The organism is Rubellimicrobium rubrum (assembly GCF_006152115.1).
Taxonomy (GTDB): Bacteria; Pseudomonadota; Alphaproteobacteria; order Rhodobacterales; family Rhodobacteraceae; genus Rubellimicrobium; species Rubellimicrobium rubrum.
Genome location: NZ_VDFU01000026.1, coordinates 1 through 17,151, shown reverse-complemented (window position 1 = coordinate 17,151; position 17,151 = coordinate 1). Strand labels below are relative to the sequence as shown.

The 17,151-nt window shown below is 67.7% G+C and carries 16 protein-coding genes; 10 read left to right on the top strand and 6 right to left on the bottom strand.

What is annotated here, in order from left to right:
• Positions 1–404: 404 nt before the first annotated feature.
• Together FHG66_RS16790 and FHG66_RS16785 are read right to left on the bottom strand one after the other, a co-directional pair.
• Positions 405–1,745 carry an MFS transporter gene (locus FHG66_RS16790; protein ID WP_139078204.1) on the bottom strand — a complete coding sequence of 447 codons (1,341 nt, stop codon included), beginning with the start codon at positions 1,743–1,745 and terminating at the stop codon, positions 405–407.
• Positions 1,746–1,828: 83 nt separating this feature from the next.
• Positions 1,829–2,281: a MarR family winged helix-turn-helix transcriptional regulator gene (locus tag FHG66_RS16785; RefSeq protein WP_139078203.1), complete on the bottom strand. Its 453-nt coding sequence runs from the start codon at positions 2,279–2,281 to the stop codon at positions 1,829–1,831.
• Positions 2,282–2,365: 84 nt separating this feature from the next.
• Here FHG66_RS16785 and FHG66_RS16780 point away from each other — a divergent pair, with 84 nt between their 5' ends.
• Positions 2,366–3,577, top strand: coding sequence for an MFS transporter (locus tag FHG66_RS16780; RefSeq protein ID WP_176556303.1), 1,212 nt, complete (start codon positions 2,366–2,368; stop codon positions 3,575–3,577).
• Between the two features lie 45 nt (positions 3,578–3,622).
• On the opposite strand, the gene FHG66_RS16775 is transcribed toward FHG66_RS16780, so the two are convergent.
• The 3 genes from FHG66_RS16775 to FHG66_RS16765 form a co-directional block, all read right to left on the bottom strand.
• A complete protein-coding gene (locus tag FHG66_RS16775; protein ID WP_139078202.1) occupies positions 3,623–4,222 on the bottom strand; it encodes a DUF1190 domain-containing protein in 600 nt (199 codons plus the stop codon).
• Between the two features lie 10 nt (positions 4,223–4,232).
• Entirely contained in the window at positions 4,233–5,426 is a 1,194-nt protein-coding gene (locus FHG66_RS16770) for a glutathionylspermidine synthase family protein (RefSeq protein WP_139078201.1), read from the bottom strand.
• 257 nt (positions 5,427–5,683) lie between these two features.
• A complete protein-coding gene (locus tag FHG66_RS16765; protein WP_139078200.1) occupies positions 5,684–5,983 on the bottom strand; it encodes a hypothetical protein in 300 nt (99 codons plus the stop codon).
• A 438-nt stretch (positions 5,984–6,421) separates the two neighbouring features.
• On the opposite strand from FHG66_RS16765, the gene FHG66_RS16760 reads away from it, so the two are divergent.
• The 9 genes from FHG66_RS16760 (at position 6,422) to FHG66_RS21975 (ending at position 15,642) form a co-directional block, all read left to right on the top strand.
• Complete coding sequence (locus FHG66_RS16760; protein ID WP_246082656.1) at positions 6,422–7,852, top strand: exopolysaccharide biosynthesis polyprenyl glycosylphosphotransferase; 1,431 nt, start codon at positions 6,422–6,424, stop codon at positions 7,850–7,852.
• 364 nt (positions 7,853–8,216) lie between these two features.
• Entirely contained in the window at positions 8,217–9,365 is a 1,149-nt protein-coding gene (locus FHG66_RS16755; RefSeq protein WP_139078199.1) for a zinc-dependent alcohol dehydrogenase, read from the top strand.
• Between the two features lie 19 nt (positions 9,366–9,384).
• Positions 9,385–9,933, top strand: coding sequence for a hypothetical protein (locus FHG66_RS16750; RefSeq protein ID WP_218013887.1), 549 nt, complete (start codon positions 9,385–9,387; stop codon positions 9,931–9,933).
• Positions 9,934–10,652: 719 nt separating this feature from the next.
• Positions 10,653–11,285: a (2Fe-2S)-binding protein gene (locus FHG66_RS16745; protein WP_176556302.1), complete on the top strand. Its 633-nt coding sequence runs from the start codon at positions 10,653–10,655 to the stop codon at positions 11,283–11,285.
• Positions 11,286–11,308: 23 nt separating this feature from the next.
• On the top strand, positions 11,309–12,289 hold the full coding sequence (locus FHG66_RS16740; RefSeq protein ID WP_139078197.1) for an iron-siderophore ABC transporter substrate-binding protein: 981 nt from the start codon (positions 11,309–11,311) through the stop codon (positions 12,287–12,289).
• The gene (locus FHG66_RS16735; RefSeq protein ID WP_139078196.1) at positions 12,286–12,789 is read left to right on the top strand and encodes a hypothetical protein; all 504 of its coding nucleotides are present in this window, start codon (positions 12,286–12,288) and stop codon (positions 12,787–12,789) included. Before FHG66_RS16740 ends, FHG66_RS16735 begins: the two co-directional genes overlap by 4 nt.
• Entirely contained in the window at positions 12,786–13,832 is a 1,047-nt protein-coding gene (locus FHG66_RS16730; protein WP_176556301.1) for a FecCD family ABC transporter permease, read from the top strand. The genes FHG66_RS16735 and FHG66_RS16730 overlap by 4 nt, the downstream gene beginning before the upstream one ends.
• The gene (locus tag FHG66_RS21980) at positions 13,829–14,863 is read left to right on the top strand and encodes a FecCD family ABC transporter permease (RefSeq protein WP_139078195.1); all 1,035 of its coding nucleotides are present in this window, start codon (positions 13,829–13,831) and stop codon (positions 14,861–14,863) included. The genes FHG66_RS16730 and FHG66_RS21980 overlap by 4 nt, the downstream gene beginning before the upstream one ends.
• Positions 14,860–15,642: an ABC transporter ATP-binding protein gene (locus FHG66_RS21975; protein ID WP_139078194.1), complete on the top strand. Its 783-nt coding sequence runs from the start codon at positions 14,860–14,862 to the stop codon at positions 15,640–15,642. The genes FHG66_RS21980 and FHG66_RS21975 overlap by 4 nt, the downstream gene beginning before the upstream one ends.
• A gap of 21 nt (positions 15,643–15,663) precedes the next feature.
• Here the strand turns inward: FHG66_RS21975 and FHG66_RS16715 are convergent, their stop codons facing one another.
• On the bottom strand, positions 15,664–16,695 hold the full coding sequence (locus tag FHG66_RS16715) for a TonB family protein (RefSeq protein ID WP_176556300.1): 1,032 nt from the start codon (positions 16,693–16,695) through the stop codon (positions 15,664–15,666).
• Positions 16,696–17,151: the final 456 nt, after the last annotated feature.

Sequence of the window (17,151 nt, the reverse complement as noted above, 5' to 3'; positions counted from 1 at the left end):
TCCGTCGTCCGGTGATCTGGCTCAGGTGGCGCGGCTCAGGATCTGAGGACACGGCCGGTCCCGGAGCGACGTTAGGCGGCGCAAACCCGGGGCTGCAAGGGCCGTCGCTTCGGCCGCTGCCGCCTGTCGGCGCGCGTTGCCCATGTGCCTGTCGGTATCGCCTCGCGGTCGTGCCGGCCAGATTGGGAGCGAGCGACTCCGCTCGTGTCTCTACTCTGCCCCAGGCCCTCATCCGTGCCCGGCGCCCGCACTCCTCCGGTTGAGCCCGCCTTGTGGCCCGAGAAGCCTCGGGCATTGCAGAGAAGGTTGTGGGTGGATCGAAGGGCGTCACGACCAATCCGCAACCGCCTGGCCCCCGTGAGGCCAAAGCAAGACCTTTCACGATCGCTGGCGGACGGTTTCGGTCAGGTGGCCTCGGCGGACTCCGCCCTGCCCGCATCGTCCCTGCCCTTCGCGTAGGCCGCCGACAGTTGCCGGTAGTAGGAAGAATTCATCGCGAGGATCGTGACCAGAAGGCCGATCAGCCCGGCCACGGTGAACACCAAGGCAATGCCCCGGTCCGGTCCGGTGCCGAACCAGCCGCCAATGGCCTCAGCGCCGGCGCCGTCGGTCATGAACGGAATGACGATGAATTGCGTGAGCGGCCCGATCAGAAAGGCCGTGAGCGGCGACGCCGCTTGCTCCACCGACTGCGCAAAGCCGAAGACGCGCCCCTGGCGCTCCAGCGGCACCACCTTCTGCAGCGTCGTATGCTCCGCCGCCTCAGCATAGGGGCTCAGCAGCATCCAAACGAAGCACCCTGCTGCCAGCAGCCAGATCGATGGCTGGATGGTGAACACGCAGCACACCAACCAGCTGATGGCGTTCACCAGCAGGAGCGTCCGGATCGGGTTCCGCCCCAGGCCGGTTCTGGCTATGATGATCCCGCTCAGGATGAAGGCAGTGGAGATCCCACCAAACAGGAGGCCCCAGACCTCCACCGACACCAGCGAGAGGCCATAGGCGTCCAGCAGGGCCATGAATACTCCGCCAAGGAAGTTGTTGAAGCAGGCAAACAGAATCAGCGCGAACAGGCCCGGCACGGCCGCGATGACCCGCACCGTGCCGGCGATGTCCACCCGCTTGGGCTCGGAGGGGGCGTCCGCCGTAGGCTCCACCCGGCCTTCGTCGATTCGTACCAAGCCGAGATGGAGGATGGCCAGAAGCGTCGCCCCTGTTGCCAGCGTCAGGACGCCCAGCATTCCTGTATAGGCCACGAGAAAGCCCGATATGACCGAGGTGGTCAGGAACCCGATTCCGGTGACCATGCCCACCAGCCCGTTGGCCGTATCGCGGCGATCCTCCGGGATCAGGATGGTCACGAGCGTCGGCAGGGCGATGGACCGCAGGTTGCCGGCGATGACGCCCAGCATGACCATCAGGACGAACGTCCATAAATACGCCCCGTAAGGGTCAGCAAAGGCGTCCTGCGGCTCGAGCAGCACCATGGCGAGGCTGACGGCATAGAACGCCGCCGAGACCCCGCTCGAGCCCAGCATCGCCGCCTTCTTGGAGTTGTGATCGACAATGGAGCCCAGCCAGACCCCGAGTCCCGCCGTCAGCACCAGGTAGATGCCCGCAATCATGCCTGTCGCGAAGACGGACTGCGTTTCAAGGAACACCCAGAAGGTGATGGCGAACCAGACCGTGAAATTCGTGATGTTGGCGACAAGGTTGTTGGCGAGGACGTTGTGGAAGGTCGTCATCTGACTGCCCCATTCTGGTGGCCGAGCTTCAGCGATCTTGCCCGCCGGCTTTCATCCGTGGCGGTGGCAAGTCACGATGCGGGTCAGCCCAGCCGCCCCAGAATCGACGCCAGGTTCCCCGCATCATGTCCTATCATGTCAGCCTGCACCTTGGCGTGTTCCTCGCGCCAGAGCGGCACCGCCAGGGCAACGAGATCGCGCCCGGCCTGCGTCAGAGCCGGCCTGCGCACCCTGCCATCGGCCTCGTCCGCCCGAAGCGCAACGAGCCCCCGCTTCTCCAGCGGCTTGACGGCGGCGGTCATCGTTGTGGAGTCCATGCCCAGAAAATCCGCCAGTTCCCCAAGCCGCGGGGACCACTGACCGCTCAGCGCCACCATCATCGAGAACTGACCGTTCGTGAGCCCCAAGGGCGCGAACAGGCGATCAAACCGACGCGCCAACCGACGCGCCGCTCGTTGCGACGCCAGACAAAGACAACGGTCGCGGATCTCGTGGACCGTCTCGATGGAAAGACTTGCGTCGGGTGACTGGCTCATATTACATTGATATCAATTCATCCAGCAAAGAGCAACGGCCGCAGGTTTGGCTTTCCAGCGACCTGCCGCCGCAGGAGGAACGTCGTGGCAGATCCGTCATATCGTTGGGTGATCGTCGCGACGGGCGGCGTCATGGGCTGCGTCGCCATGGGGGCGCTCTTTTCCTTGCCCGTGCTCCTGACGCCCATGGCCGCGGCGACCGGCTGGTCGCGAACTGGGATTTCCCTGGCCATGACCATCGGCTTCCTCGCCATGGCGGTCACCTCGATGATCTGGGGCGCGCTCTCGGACCGCTTCGGTGCCCGGCCTGTCGTGCTGGCCGGAGCCGGCCTTTTCGCACTGAGCCTTTGGCTGGCCAGTCGCGCGACGTCGTTGCTGCTGTTCCAGCTTAGCTTCGGCCTCATGGCTGGGGGCGCCGTCGCCGCGTTCTTCGCCCCCATGATGGCAACGGTCATGGGATGGTTCACCACGCAGCGCGGTCTCGCCGTGTCCCTGGTCTCTGCGGGCATGGGCTTGGCGCCCGTCACCATGTCTCCGCTCGCCGCGCGATTGGCCGAGGCGCATGACTGGCGCACTGTGCTCGGGATTCTATCAGCCCTGGTGGCGGTGACGACCCTCCCCGCCGCGCTGCTGCTGCGCCGACCGCCGGAACAGGCGACTGAGCCTGGCAACGCCGTCGAATTGTCCAGCGAGGGGCTGACAATGCGGGACGCGCTGACGTCCCTGCCCTTCATCGTCCTAGTGCTGACCAACTTCTTCTGCTGCGCCACGCACTCGGGGCCGATCTTCCACACCGTGAGCTACGCCCAGATCTGCGGGATCTCGGCCTTGGCCGCTGTTTCCATCTACTCGGTCGAGGGCATCGCGGGCATGGGCGGGCGCATCGGCTTTGGCCTCCTTGGTGATCGGTTCGGCGCCAAGAGGGTGCTGGTGGCCGGCCTTCTCGCCCAGTCCCTGGGCGCGCTGGCCTTCTTCTTCGCCGGCACCCTGATGCAGTTCTACGTCGTGGCCGCGACCTTTGGCTTCATCTACGCCGGAGTCATGCCGCTTTACGCCGTGCTGATTCGCGAGAACTTTCCCATGAGGATGATGGGCACGATCATGGGCGGCACCGGCATGGCCGGAAGCCTGGGCATGGCGACCGGGCCGGTGCTGGGCGGCTTGATCTTCGACACGACCGGAGGCTACGGCGCGCTCTATCTCACCAGCTTCGGGCTGGGGCTCGGGGCCTTCGGGATCGCCATGGCCTTCCGGCCCTTCACGACGGCCAAGAACGCGCAGGCCCAGGCTGCGTGAAAGCCGGACCTATGGCCCTAACCCGCTGACAGCCCGGGGCGGATCTCAACCGCCCGCCCCGCGGCCACCGATAGCTGTGCGAGTCTGCCCGAAACCGCCGGTCTGCGCCACCACAGATCGTGTCAGCGGCGGAGCGAGGCGCGTGGAGCCGCCCGGGCGGAAGGCCGAGGCCCGCATGTCGGCCGATCCGGTGTTCGTGGACAGCCGCGTATCGCCCGTGATCGTCGCGAAGCCGCCCGGACGGCCCACGAGCGGCTGGGACAGAAGCGGCCGGCTCCCGCCGGACAGTGCGCGACCGATCAGATAACCCGTGAGAATCGGCATGAAGACAGACCCGCCCGGCCGCGCCTCGGCGATGCACTCGCCGCCATGCTGCTCCTCGCACAGCGCCTCGTCCTCGTAGCGCGGAGCCGTCTCCAGAAAGGCGGTCTGTGCCGCCTCAAAGGCCGTCTCGCAGTCCAGTGCCGTGAAGGACGCGTCCGCCTCGTCGGCCTCGTTGAGGCAGGAGGCAAGGTCGGGAAAGGCCTGGGCCTGGACCGTGGGGTCTTCCTCGCAGGCCGTGAGCGCCAGCGCCGCCATTCCCATCAGAACGGTCGGGACCGCGCGTGACCGGAGGCGCCGGCGGGGTTGTGGCGTGTCAGGCATCGGGCATCCTTCAGTCGGTGATGTAATGGGGCTTGAAGCGGCTCATGTCGGAGGAGATTCGGGTGCTGTCCTCCCGGATGCAGAGCCCCTCGCAGGTTTCCCCGATGATCCAGGTGCCCAGCACCGGGCGGTTCCCATCAAAGACCGGGAGGGGATGATACGCTTGCACGATCATCGGGTTCCCGTCGTACCGCTTGTCCTCGGCCACCTCGGTGACCTCGCCCTCCTCAACGATGCGCACGCTGCACCCCTCGCGCGAGAAGAGGGGTTTTCTGACATGGGCTCGTCCGAGGACATCGGCCGAGCGTGCGACGAGCGGCTCGCCCGACCCGAGTTCGTCCTCGAAGAAGGCAGGCAGGAGATTGGGGTGGCCCTCGAACATACGCCACAGAACCGGTAGAAGCCCCTTGTTGGACACCACGGCCTTCCAAGCGGGTTCGATCATGCGGCACCCGGAGCCGGCGATGGCCCGCCCGAAGTCGTCGCGCAGCATATCCTCCCAAGGGTAGAGCAGAAAAAGCGTGCCGATCACCCGGCTTTCCTCGTCGGTGAACTGACCGCGGTCACTGATCCCGATGCTGCCGGTGTGAACCGGCCAGGCGACGTGGCCCGCGTCGCGCGCCGCATAGGCCAACTGCTCCACAGTGGCGTGATCCTCGACATGCTCCATCCAGGCGCCGAAATGAATATCCGTGCCGGGAGGCAGGATTTTCTGGAACCGCTCGACCAAAGCCTCGTGCACCCGGTTGAACTGGTCGGCGTCGGGCGGCAGCACGCCACGGCCCATCTGGTCCTCGAGCCAGTCCCACTGGAAGGCGGCCGTTTCGTAAAGCGCGGTCGGCGTGTCGGCGTTGTACTCCAGCATCTTTGCCGGCCCCCTGCCGTCATAGGCGAGGTCGAAGCGGCCGTAGAGCTCCGGCTCGCGCGCATGCCAGGAGCCCGCGACGAGATCCCAGTGCTCGGATGGAATCGCAAGCCGCGCCATCAGCTCCTCGGACCGGATGATCCTGTCGGCGGCCTCGCGGCACATCGCGTGCAACTCGGTCGAAGGACCAAGAAGGTCGTCGTCGATCTGGCGGAGAGAGAATTGGTAGGCCTCGGCCTCTTCCCAGTAGATCTCGCCATACATCTCGGTGAACGCAAATCCTGCAGCCCGGGCCTTGTCCCGCCAGTCGGGTCGGGCCCCGAGCGCGATCCGCTGCATCCGATGTGTCCTTCCAAGGGGGGAGATCGTGCGAAAATCTATGGCGGATCGGTCGCGGCGCAAGGCTCCGGCCGCCGTCGTCGTCTACCATGGAGGGGGGCGGCTGAACGCCGGAGCGATATGAAGGCCTTTATACCCACCCGATCAGGCCCGCGGTCCCGTCCCCCGGGCCGACATCATACCGACGGACCCCAGCGGACCGAGCGTGGCCGGGCCAGGGTCACCCGGCTCCATCAACTCGGTTGCAGAGTTGTCCCTCAGGCTGCCCGGCTCCGGGTGCCCTCGAGGTAGACACCCTTGTCCAGCATCTCGTCCAGCCAGGTGTCAAAGCGGAACCCGGGGAGATGGAACTGGTCGAAGACGGCCCGTGTGTCCTCGGGCGAAAGGCTGCCCCGATCGAAAGCCCGGACCACATCCGTCAGGGCCTTGACCACCGCATCCGCCCGGCTCGGATCCTCGGGACGCCGGGGGCTCTCCATCATGACACGAGCCAGCCGGTCGCGCAGATCCTCGAGATGGGCGTGGCTCAGAGGGTTGTGGAGGACGTAGCGGCTCAATGACAAATCCCACCCTGAAGGACAAAGGACATCCCCCGGTACGGCCGCAGCATGGGTCAGCCTACCTGACATTTGGTCGCAGGACGCCGATCGACCCTTGGAAGCAGCACGCAAGCCCCTGGCCGACCATCCAGGGGGCTCCCGACCACCGCGCGCTTCACATCCGGGAACCAGGGCCTCATCGGGAGCCGGCCGAGCCGCGACATCCACAGACGCCTTTCATGGGCAGACCACCGGACGGAAGCTGTCGCTGCCGTCCCTGGACCCGGCTGACCGAGGTGTAGCCCTTTCCTCCGTCGCCGTCGCGCCGATCCCGATATCCGCCTCGCCGAAAGACCCGGTGCTGCCGGGTACGCTTAAAGATTCCTTTATGCCGCGCTGCCACACTCCGGTCTCGGCGACCGCAAGATGATTTGGACGGGTGGCATGAAGGCAGAGATGTCCGACGCGAAGGTGAAGGCCGAGCCTCTCCCCTTGGGCGCGCTGACCGTGGCGCGGGGTCTCCGGCGCACTGCCTTGGCGCCGGTGGTGCTGTCAGCGCTGGCGGCGATGCTGGACGTACTGGCCCTGGCGCTGGGGCTATGGTTCGCTCGCCTTGCAGGTTCGGGATCCGAGTTCGCCCCGCTCGGCTGGGCGGTGCTGTCGACGCTCGAGGCTCTCGGCACCTCCCTCCTGATCAGCGCCCTTGGCGCCTACCGCCTGAACGAGGTCAGGCAGTTCTGGAGCGGCATGCTGCCTTTGCTCGTTCTGGGCGTCGCGCTCGCGACCCTGTCCACGGGGATCGTCTCGGCCATCCTGCTGATTGCTCTCACCCTGATGCCGGCTCGGGCGCTCAGCGCCGCCATGGCCGGGGCGGTGCTCGACTTTGGCCTGACCGAGCGACGGGCCGTGATCGTGGGCGGCGGCGAGCCGGCCCTGCGGGTCATGGCGGCTCTGGCCGAATGCCCCGACAACGACATTCGGGTCGTGGGCATCTTTGACGATCGCGACGACGTCCGCTCGCCCATCGCCGTGGGCGGCGTACCGAAGCTCGGCAATATTGAGGCAATGGTGACCTTTGCCCGGTCTGCGGAGATCGAGATGCTGATCGTGGCCCTGCCTCTCACCGCCGAGCAGCGGATCCGCACGGTCCTGAAGACCATCGAGGTCCTGCCTGTGGATGTGCGGCTTGCGGACTTCAGCGCCGACCCGACCTTCCGCCGTCACGGCCGGGCGGCCCTGGAGCGCGGGCTGATCGATGTCGTGTCGCGGCCCATCATCGGCGGACAGTTCATGCTCAAGCGGGTGCTCGACATCGCAGGGGCGACGGTGGCGCTCTTGGTCGCGTCGCCGGTCATGCTGTTCGCGGCGCTCGCCATCCGGCTGGAAAGCGAGGGGCCGGTCCTCTTCCGACAGCCCAGGCACGGCTATAACAACCGTTCGGTGACGATCTGGAAGTTCCGCTCCATGTATGCCGACGACTGCGATCCGCACGCACGAAGCATCGTGACGCGGGGCGACCCTCGTGTGACACGGGTGGGCCGCTTCCTCCGTCGCACATCCATCGACGAGTTGCCGCAACTCTTCAACGTGCTGAGGGGCGACCTGTCCCTTGTCGGACCCCGGCCCCATGCGCTCCGCGCGGTCTCCGCGCGCCAGGAAGCGTTCGAGGATCTCGTCGACGGCTACGCGTCGCGGCATCGCGTCCGGCCCGGCATCACCGGTCTGGCCCAGATTAACGGCTGGAGAGGCGAGATCGACGAGCCCGAAGCGCTGAGGCGCCGCGTCGAGCAGGACCTCTACTACATCGAGAACTGGTCGATCCGACTGGACCTTTACATCCTCCTGATGACACCTTTCAGGCTTCTGGATGGACGGCGGGCCTACTGACAGCGATCCTGGTCTGGCGCGTGCCCATCCGGCCGCGGGAATTTCGCCAAAGGCGACGGTCTGGTCCGTCGCGGCGAAAACGTGGGCGGACAGCCCGTCTCTTTGCTCGTCTTGCCGCTTCCCGCGGACATTGCCGGCGCGCTCCGGAGAGCAGCGGCGGTAGATCGGGATCGTCCCCGCCGTTCAGGAGCGTCCAACCCGATCCTGCGATCCACGTGAGGGAGGTCATACGTTCCTTGAGGACCTGACCCCAGCAAGGAACGCGCCGCCCCGGTCGGGACAGGCAGAAGCAGGCCTGCTTGAGGCCACCGGAACAAACCTCCCGCCACGATGTTGCGGTCAGCGAGCATCGGAGGACCCCGTAATGTTAGCCGCCGACTACCGAGGCCCCCGTCGCGTGCGGGCCGACCAGAAGCCCATGCCAACCATCGAGCACCCCCGCGATGCCATCCTTCGCGTCACGCGATCCTGCATCTGCGGCTCGGACCTGCATCTCTACAACGGCCTTGTCCCCGACACTCGCGTGGGCATGACCTTTGGCCACGAGTTCTGCGGAATCGTGGAGGAGGTCGGGTCCGAGGTCGAGAACCTCAAGCCCGGCGATCATGTGCTCGTGCCCTTCAACATCGCCTGCGGTCAGTGCCACTTTTGCCGGCAGGGGCTTTTCGGCAATTGTCACGAGTCGAACGCCCAGGCCACGGCCGTGGGCGGGATCTTCGGCTACTCCCATACTGCGGGCGGCTATGATGGCGGACAAGCGCAGTACGTCCGCGTCCCCTACGCCGATGTGGGGCCCACTCTGATCCCCGGTTGGATGGACCTCGACGATGCCGTGTTGCTGACCGACGTCGTGCCCACGGGCTATCAGGCGGCCGAGATGGGGGGCATTCAGAAGGGCGACACGGTGGTCGTCTTCGGTGCAGGGCCCGTGGGCCTCATGGCGGCGCGCTGCGCCTGGCTCTTCGGGGCCGGTCGGGTGATCGTGATCGACTGGGTCCACTACCGGCTGGAGTTCGCGCGGCACTACTGTCCTGCCGAGGTTTACGACTTCCGCGAGATCGATGACATGGCCGTCTTCATCAAGAGGCAGACGGATTCGCTCGGCGCGGACGTGTGCATCGACGCCGTGGGGGCGGATGCGTCGGGCAATGCGCTCCACACCCTGTTCGGCAAGATGATCCCGATCGAGGCCGGCTCCGCCATCCCGCTGCACTGGGCCATCAACTCGGTCAAGAAGGGGGGGATCGTGTCCATCGTTGGGGTCTACGGGCCCACAGGGAACATGATCCCTATAGGCAACGTGGTGAACAAGGGCATCACCATCAGGGCCAACCAGGCCTCGGTGAAGCGCCTGCTGCCACGGCTGATCGATCATGTGCAAGCCGGCCGCATCGACCCCAAGGCTCTCATCACGCACCGCGTCCCGCTCGAGGACATTTCGGACGCCTACCACATCTTCGCGTCCAAGCTCGACGGCTGCATCAAGCCGATCCTGCTGCCCAACGGGCTTTAAGCAACATAGGAGGATGGCCATGACGTCGACGTACCTGACCTGGCCGCAAGCCATCGATCCCGCCACGGTGACGGGCTGGGGCGTGGATGCCGACCCCCGCAACGACCCGACCTACCCTTATCGCAGGCGCGAGGACGACTCCGGGCCGGCGAAGACGTGGGACCGGCCGACCCAGCAACGGCTCGACGTGGAGGTGCTTCGCTCCATCGAGCATAACCGGCTTCCCGCAGTGGTCGGCACCTCGACCCCGCCGAGTGGGCTGAGCGGGACGATGCGCCGCGTCGCGTTCCGATACAGCGAATCCGACTGGACCCACTGGTTGATGCTCCTGGGGGCCGACCGGGTGAATGTGGTCGAAGGAGTCCTGACGGATCTTGCGCGCGGCAAGGTTCCGAACATCCCCGCCGAGATGGGCATCCGTTCGGCCTGGAGGCACGACCGACAGGCCTTGGTCACGAAGGCCGCCGTAACCGTCGGCCTCGCCGCCCTGGCTTATGCGGGACTGCGGGCACGACGGAGGCACCACGCCCCGAGCGCAACGAGAACGGACCCACAGCATCGCGCCTGAGGCAACGGCGCCCCTCCGAACACCAGGCTGCGCTTGCCGGTCGAGTTGATACGGATGAGGGCGCATTCCAGTATGTCGGGTTGGGCGTAGTCTCGGCGCACCCTTCCCGAGGCCACGGTGGCGCAATGCGACATGCCGTCCCGTCCAGTTGCCCCCCGGCTGCTAGCCGCTGAAGGGCACGCCACGCAGGCTGTCCCGAACCCCAGTCGCGCACGCGTCCCCAAGAGGTCATGGCATGGCAACCTGTTCTGCACGGCAGCAGCCTCAAAAGGGTGCCTGAACGAAGCACGAGAACAAGGGCACCCAGCGCCCCGCACCCTGGATGCCCGCCCTCGCCTTGGTGCTCCTAGTCACAGCCAGAGCGCCGCCAAGCCATCGCAGCCCTCATCAGGCGCAAGGGGCTCGCCATGGCCCTCAACGTTCAATCTCAGGTTCTGAAAGCTGCAGCAACCGCCAAGACAGGGAACAAACCCGGCCCAAGGTCGAGCCACGCACAGGCACCGATCAGACCCGATCTCGATATCCGACGGTTCTTGTAAACTATATTGACATGGCTGACCAAAAAACTCAGTCATAGGGAGCTTCACCCGGACTGTTTTGCCATGCCTCCTCAACTGCCCGCCTCTCCATCCCGAGTCCCTGTCCGGTTCACTGAACTTGCGGAGGATTCTGCTGTCCTGGGGTCTTGGCTGCACGAGCACGGGGAGCTTTGGGCAGGGATGGACGAAAGGACTGCGGCGGCGGTCCTTCTGGGCGGCGTGTCGGCCGAGGTCATAGCGGCGATCCTTACCGGGGCTCCCGATCTGGCCGGCATTGCCTGGCCCAAAGCCTCGGAGGTTCACCTCGACCTGGCCTGGGCCACATGGGTTGAGGGCGCAACGAGCACGCCCGTCCTGACCTACCGCGTCGAGATTGCCGGCTCGCCCGATGCTGGACGGTCAAATGCCGCCACGATGATCGCGGAACTGCATGGACCGCTTGTCGCCGCCCTTGCGAAGGCCAGCGGCCTCGGGGCGCGGGCGCTCTGGCGGATCGTCACCGACTCCGTGGCGCAGGCCTGCCTCGAGGCCGGTCGGCGCCGAGGCGATGCGGTTGCGGGCATGGCGCTTGCGCGGGGGATCTTGGACGACCGGACCACCCCCCTGTTCAACCGGCAATGGGGCTTCTTCGAGGTCGAGGCTCGTCGCCCTGACGGGCGCTGCGTGAGGGAATGGTTCCGGGCACGGGGTGGCTGCTGCCGCTACTACACCACCGCGGGCGGCGCCACCTGCTCGACCTGCGTTCTGCGCGACCCGGCCAGCCGTGACACGATCCTGCGCGATTGGCTCGCCACCCGCCCCGAGGCCGCATGACTTCTGATCTTGGACACTTTCCGATGACCCTTCGACTGTCAGCCGTGGCCGCGGCCTTCCTTCCCCTGCAGGCCCTGGCCCAAGACTTTCCCCAGAGCTTCGAGCATCGCTTCGGCACTACCGTGGTCGAGGCCGAGCCCGAGCGGATCGTGTCGCTCGACTATGGCGGGCAGGACGATCTTCTCGCCCTGGGGATCGTGCCGGTGGCGCAGCGCAACTGGTACGGGGACTACCCCCTGGGCACCTGGCCATGGGCGCAGGAGGCGCTGGGCGACGCGAGCTTCGAGTTGATTGAGGGCGATCTCAACATCGAGCAGATCGCCGCACTGCAGCCGGACCTGATCCTCGCCATCTATTCGGGCATCACGGCCGAGGATTACGCGCTCCTGTCGCAGGTTGCGCCGGTCATCGCCTCCGAGACACAGCACGGCGACTACTCGACACCCTGGAACGTTCGCATCCGCACCATGGCGCGCGTGGTGGGCCGGTCGGAGGAAGCGGAGGCGCAGGTCGCGGCCATCGAGAACCGTCTTGCTGCTATTGCTGCAGACCATCCCGAATGGCAGGGCCTGACCGCCGCTGTCGCGACCTACTGGAACGGGACGCCCTCGGCCTATCGTTCGGCCGATCCCCGGGCCCAGCTCCTCGCGCAGATGGGGTTCGTGACACCGCCAGCGATTGACGCCGGCGGAACCGGGGACTCCTTCTACGCCACCTTCTCGAACGAGGATCCGTCGGCTCTCGACGCCGATGTGCTGCTGTGGCTCGTGGATCAAGGCGATTTGCCGGGCCTTATCGCCATGCCGCTCCGCAAGAGCCTACGAGCCCATGAGGAAGGCCGCGAGATCTATGCCGACGAGGTTCTGAGCGGGGCCTTTTCCTTTGCGTCCCTGCTGTCCCTGCCTTACGCGCTCGACCGCCTCGTGCCGATGCTGGAGGCGGCGGCGGACGGCGACCCCGCCACCCTGGTCCCCGAGTCGGTAGCTGCCGGCCTCACGGAGTGACCGCCCTGCGTGATCCGATCGCCCTCGCCATTCCTGCGCCAGCGCAGAAGCTCCTAGTCACGCTTCAGACCGAGCGCGATCCGGTGACGATCGAGCCAGCGTCCAGGCGCATCATCGCGGTGCAGCCCTACGAGCAGGGCGTTCCGGTCCCCTCGGGTGTCACGCAAAGGGACGCCGTTCCGCCCGACCGTGATGAGTTCGTAAATGAGCAGAGCGGGCCCGGGATCATCTCGGAGCAGCGGTCGGGAGGCGGCCCCGCCTTGATGGACGAGCCATTCGAAGGAGGGCCGCTCCCGAAGTTCTCGACGTTTCAGGCGCTGAACCTCGCCAAGGAACGGTGTGCGTTCGACATCGAGGATCACGACCTTGCGGCGCCGTCGTGCGAAACGCGCCAGGCACATGCTTGGGCGCGACCGACTCCCTCTGCCGATGGTGTCGGCTGCCGTGGGCGAAGGCTGGGCGACGCCGGCCCTGCAGCCGGCTGGGATCTGGCGACGTGACCGCGACCGCGTCGCGGGGACGCAGCCTCTCCTCACCGCGTCGGCTCGGTGCGGGCCGCATCGGCCGCGTCCTGGGGCTGGCGGCGGTAGCCCTCTTGGTGGTTGTGGCAGCACTCGCGGTGGGCGCACGTCCCATCCCGCCGGGGACTGTGCTGGATGCGCTTGTCCAGCCCGACCGCGCGGTGAGCGACCATCTCGTCGTGCTGGACCTTCGGCTGCCGCGGATGCTGGCGGGGATCCTCGTCGGGGCATCCCTGGGGGTATCGGGCGTGCTGATGCAAGGAATCACCCGCAACCCGCTGGCCGATCCCGGGCTGCTAGGGGTCAACGCGGGCGCCTCCCTGGCGGTGGTGCTGGCGATCTGGGTCGGCGGCGTGACAGGTCCGGGCGAACTTGTCTGGTTCGCTTTCGCCGGGGCGGGCGGAGTGGCGGCGCTGGTCTATGCGCTGGGATCGCTGGGGCGCGGAGCCGCAACGCCGGTGCGGCTCGCTCTGGCGGGGGCAGCACTGACGGCCCTCCTGCTTGCCCTGGTCTCGGCAGTCCTCCTGGTCAGCCAGGAAACGCTGCAGGTCTATCGGTTCTGGGTGGTGGGATCCCTCGCCGGAACGGAACGGGCATCGCTGCTGCCGATCCTTCCAGCCTTCGCGGCGGGCCTTGTGCTAGCACTATGGGCAGGAACGGCGCTGAATGCCGTCGCGCTCGGGGACGACACCGCGCGGGCACTGGGCGTGCGGCTCGGCCTCGCACGGGCGGGCACGCTCTTGGCGGTCACGCTGCTCTGCGGCGCGGCAGTGGCGGTGGCCGGACCCATCTCCTTCGTCGGCCTTGTCGTGCCCCACCTCGCACGCGGCGTCGTGGGCCCGGACCAGAGGCTCGGCGTGCTCGCTGGGGCCGTCCTGGGGCCAGTCGTTCTCCTGGGGGCCGACGTGCTGGGCCGGGTCATCCTGCCCCCGGGCGAGGTGCAGGTGGGGATCATGACCGGCCTGGTCGGCGGCCCAGCCTTTGTCTGGGTGGTCCGACACCTGCGGATCATGCAGCCGTGACGGAGGTCGCGTCCCATATCGTCTGGCGTCGCGGGCGATGGTCGCTCCGACTGGCCCGCAGGGGCGTGATGGCCAGCGCAGGGCTGGCGCTCGCCCTCGTGGCGCTGATGGGGGCCTCGCTCTGCCTCGGGGATTACTCGCTGAACCTCGGGCAAGTCTGGCAGGCCGTGTTCGGCGACGGCGACGGAGCCTTTGTCGTGACGACGCTGCGGGCACCCCGCATTCTGACCGGCGCCTTCGCAGGGGCCTGCTTCGGTCTTTCGGGCGCGATGCTTCAATCGCTGGCGCGCAATCCGCTTGCCTCGCCGGACCTCCTGGGCTTCACGCAAGGGGCAGGTCTGGGGGCGGTCGCGACCATCGTCCTTGTCGGATCGGGCGATTGGGTCACGGCCGGGGCCGTCGGGGGAGGCCTTTTGGCGGCAGCCCTGGTCGGTCTCCTGTCCTGGCGCGGCGGCTTCCGGATCTGGCGCGTGGTCCTCGTTGGGATCGGAGTGGGCTTCACCTTCTGGGCCGGGATTGACCTCCTGATGACGCGGGGGGACATCTTCGAAGCGGCGGCGGCGACCCAATGGCTGACCGGCTCGCTGAATTCGCGGCTCTGGAGTCACGTCGCAGTCAGCGGCATCGGCCTTGCGGTCCTGGGGCCCGTGGCGCTTGGGCTCGGGCGCTCGCTCGACCACCTTGGCCTGGGAGAGGACACAGCGGCGGGTCTGGGGGTGCGGGTTGGGGCGGTGCGGATCGCCACGGCGATCACGGCGGTGCTGCTGGCCGCGGTGGCTGTGTCAGCCTGCGGGCCCGTGGCCTTCGTGGCCCTGGTGGCCGGACCCCTCGGCCGGCGGATCGCGGGCGGCCCGGGCCCGGCTCTGGGGCCGGCCGCGCTGATCGGGGCGGCACTGCTCGTGGCGGCCGACCTGTCCGGGCGGACGGTCGTCGCACCGATGCAATTGCCGGCAGGCCTTTTCACCGCCCTCCTGGGGGCGCCTTACCTCCTGTGGCTCCTCGCCATCCAGATCCGGAAAGGAACTCTGTGAGTCGGCTTGAAGCGCGCGATGTCACCTTGGGGTACGGCGGCCGGACCGTTGTGGAGGACCTGTCGCTGGCAGTTCCTGATGGCCGCGTCACGGTCATCATCGGTCCCAATGCCTGCGGCAAGTCCACGTTGCTGCGTGCCCTGGCGCGTCTGCTGGCTCCCAGCGCGGGTGCGGTGACGCTCGATGGCAAGGCCATCGCCCGCCAACCCACCCGCGAGGTCGCTCGGGTCCTGGGCCTCCTGCCGCAGACCCCCATCGCACCCGAAGGGATCGCGGTAGCCGACCTCGTGGCACGGGGACGCTCTCCGCACCAGGGCGCCTTTCGGCAGTGGTCGGTGGCCGACGAGGCCGCAGTGGAAGCCGCGCTGGCCGCGACGGGCACCGCCGACCTTGCAGGTCTGCGAGTCGAGGAACTGTCGGGCGGACAGCGCCAGCGGGTCTGGATCGCGATGGCGCTCGCGCAGGACACGCCGCTCCTGCTGCTCGACGAGCCCACGACCTTCCTGGACCTGCGCCACCAGATCGAGGTTCTGTCGCTGGTGCGCCGCCTCAACCGCGACCTTGGCCGCACGGTCGTGATGGTTCTCCACGACATCGGGCTGGCCTGCCGCTACGCCGACCACCTCGTGGCGATGCGGGAGGGACAAATCCTGGCCATGGGGGCGCCTGGCGAGGTAGTCACATCGGACACTATCCGCAGGGTCTTCGACCTCGAAGCGCGGGTCATTCCCGATCCCGAGACAGGCACGCCCCTCGTGATTCCTCTCCGCGAAGGTTGACTGGGCGCGGTCGCACTTCCGTCAGTTGCCGGTGAACTGGAACGAGAAGCTGCGCTGTGCACCGGCCGGAGGAACCGGGAATGGAGCCGCCCGCTGCACGAGGGCCAAGCCTGCCTGGTCGACCACCGGAATACCGGAGCCCTGGGCCACGGCAAGCGCCGCAAGGCCGCCATCGTCCGCCACAGTGAACGAGATGACCGCCGTCCCCGCCTCGCGGATACGATCGCGCCGGGTACGGGACAAGCGCTGCATGACCTGGGCCGGATAGCTGGCAGCGGCCGCGCTGGCCTGAGCCTCGGCTTGGGCCGCTTGCGCCTGCCGTGAGGCCGTGCCGTCGGCCTGCCCCGCCTGCGTACCTTGGGGCATCTCGACATCCGCATTCCCTTGAACAGGGACCGGCTGGGCCACTTGCCGGTCGGGCTCAGGTTCCGAGGTCAGGTTACTGGGGCGCTCCGGCGGGCGCGGGGCCGCATCGACCTCGGTCGGGCGGGGCTCCTCGGGCAGGGCTTCGATGACCTCCGAGACCACCACGTTCGCGGCGCTTCGCGAAGGCTCCAAGGGTTGGGCCGGGGTCACCCGAGGCGCGGCTGACGAGGCGGGGACGCCCGGCTCGGCCGTCATGGCAGTCGCGCGGTCGGCCCTTGCCGCAGGCGCGACGGGCCGGGGCTCGACTCTGGCCGGCGGAACGGACCGCGCAGGTTGCGCCCTTGCAGGCTCCAGTGTGCCGGCGAGCAGCTCCTCGGACGCGCTGCCCAGCCGTTGGGTCGCGCTCGCCGCCTCGATGCGTTCGACCGCCTCGACCGGCGTCGCGGCTACGGGCACCATGCCCGCGGCGACGGCCCGGACGTACTCTGCCTCGGACACCGCCGTCACCTCGGTCACCTCGATATCGAAAGGCTCCGGCGCGCCGCCCCAGCTGGCGAGGAGCCACGCCAAGACCGCCACGTGGCCCGCGGCCGACGCCGACATGATCGATGCCGTGGCCCGCGAGTTCGCTCGGTGGCGCAACGTCGGCGCCGCACCCGCCACGCTCACACGGAGCGGTCGCTCCATGACACTGACCCCCGGGCCTCCAGCCAGCTGTCCGATGCGAGGCCTGGAAGCAGCAAGTGCGGCCGATCCCGCCGCAGGGTACCCATCCTTGCGGGCTTTGAGAGCGCCTGGGACAAGGTCGGGACGACCCTTTCGCCCGGTCACGGCCGATCCGGGCGTTGGGGACACGGGATCCCGTGGCGCCATCCAGCGGCCGAGTGCCCGGCCGCCAACTCCGCCACGGCAGCTCCGCAGGCGCTGGGCTGGGTAAGGCGATCCGCCGCCTCGGCCAAGGCCATGTCGGATGCGCCGACCCGATCGTAAATATCAAGACGCTGCCGGATGTCGTGCCACATGGTCTGCTTGCCTGACGATGTTGGTTTCTGGGCGGCCCCCCGGCGAGGTGGGGCCGCGTGGCCTGTGGCTGAGATGTATGCCCCGGGGGTCATGGGTGTGGTCTCAGCCGTCGGCGGGGGC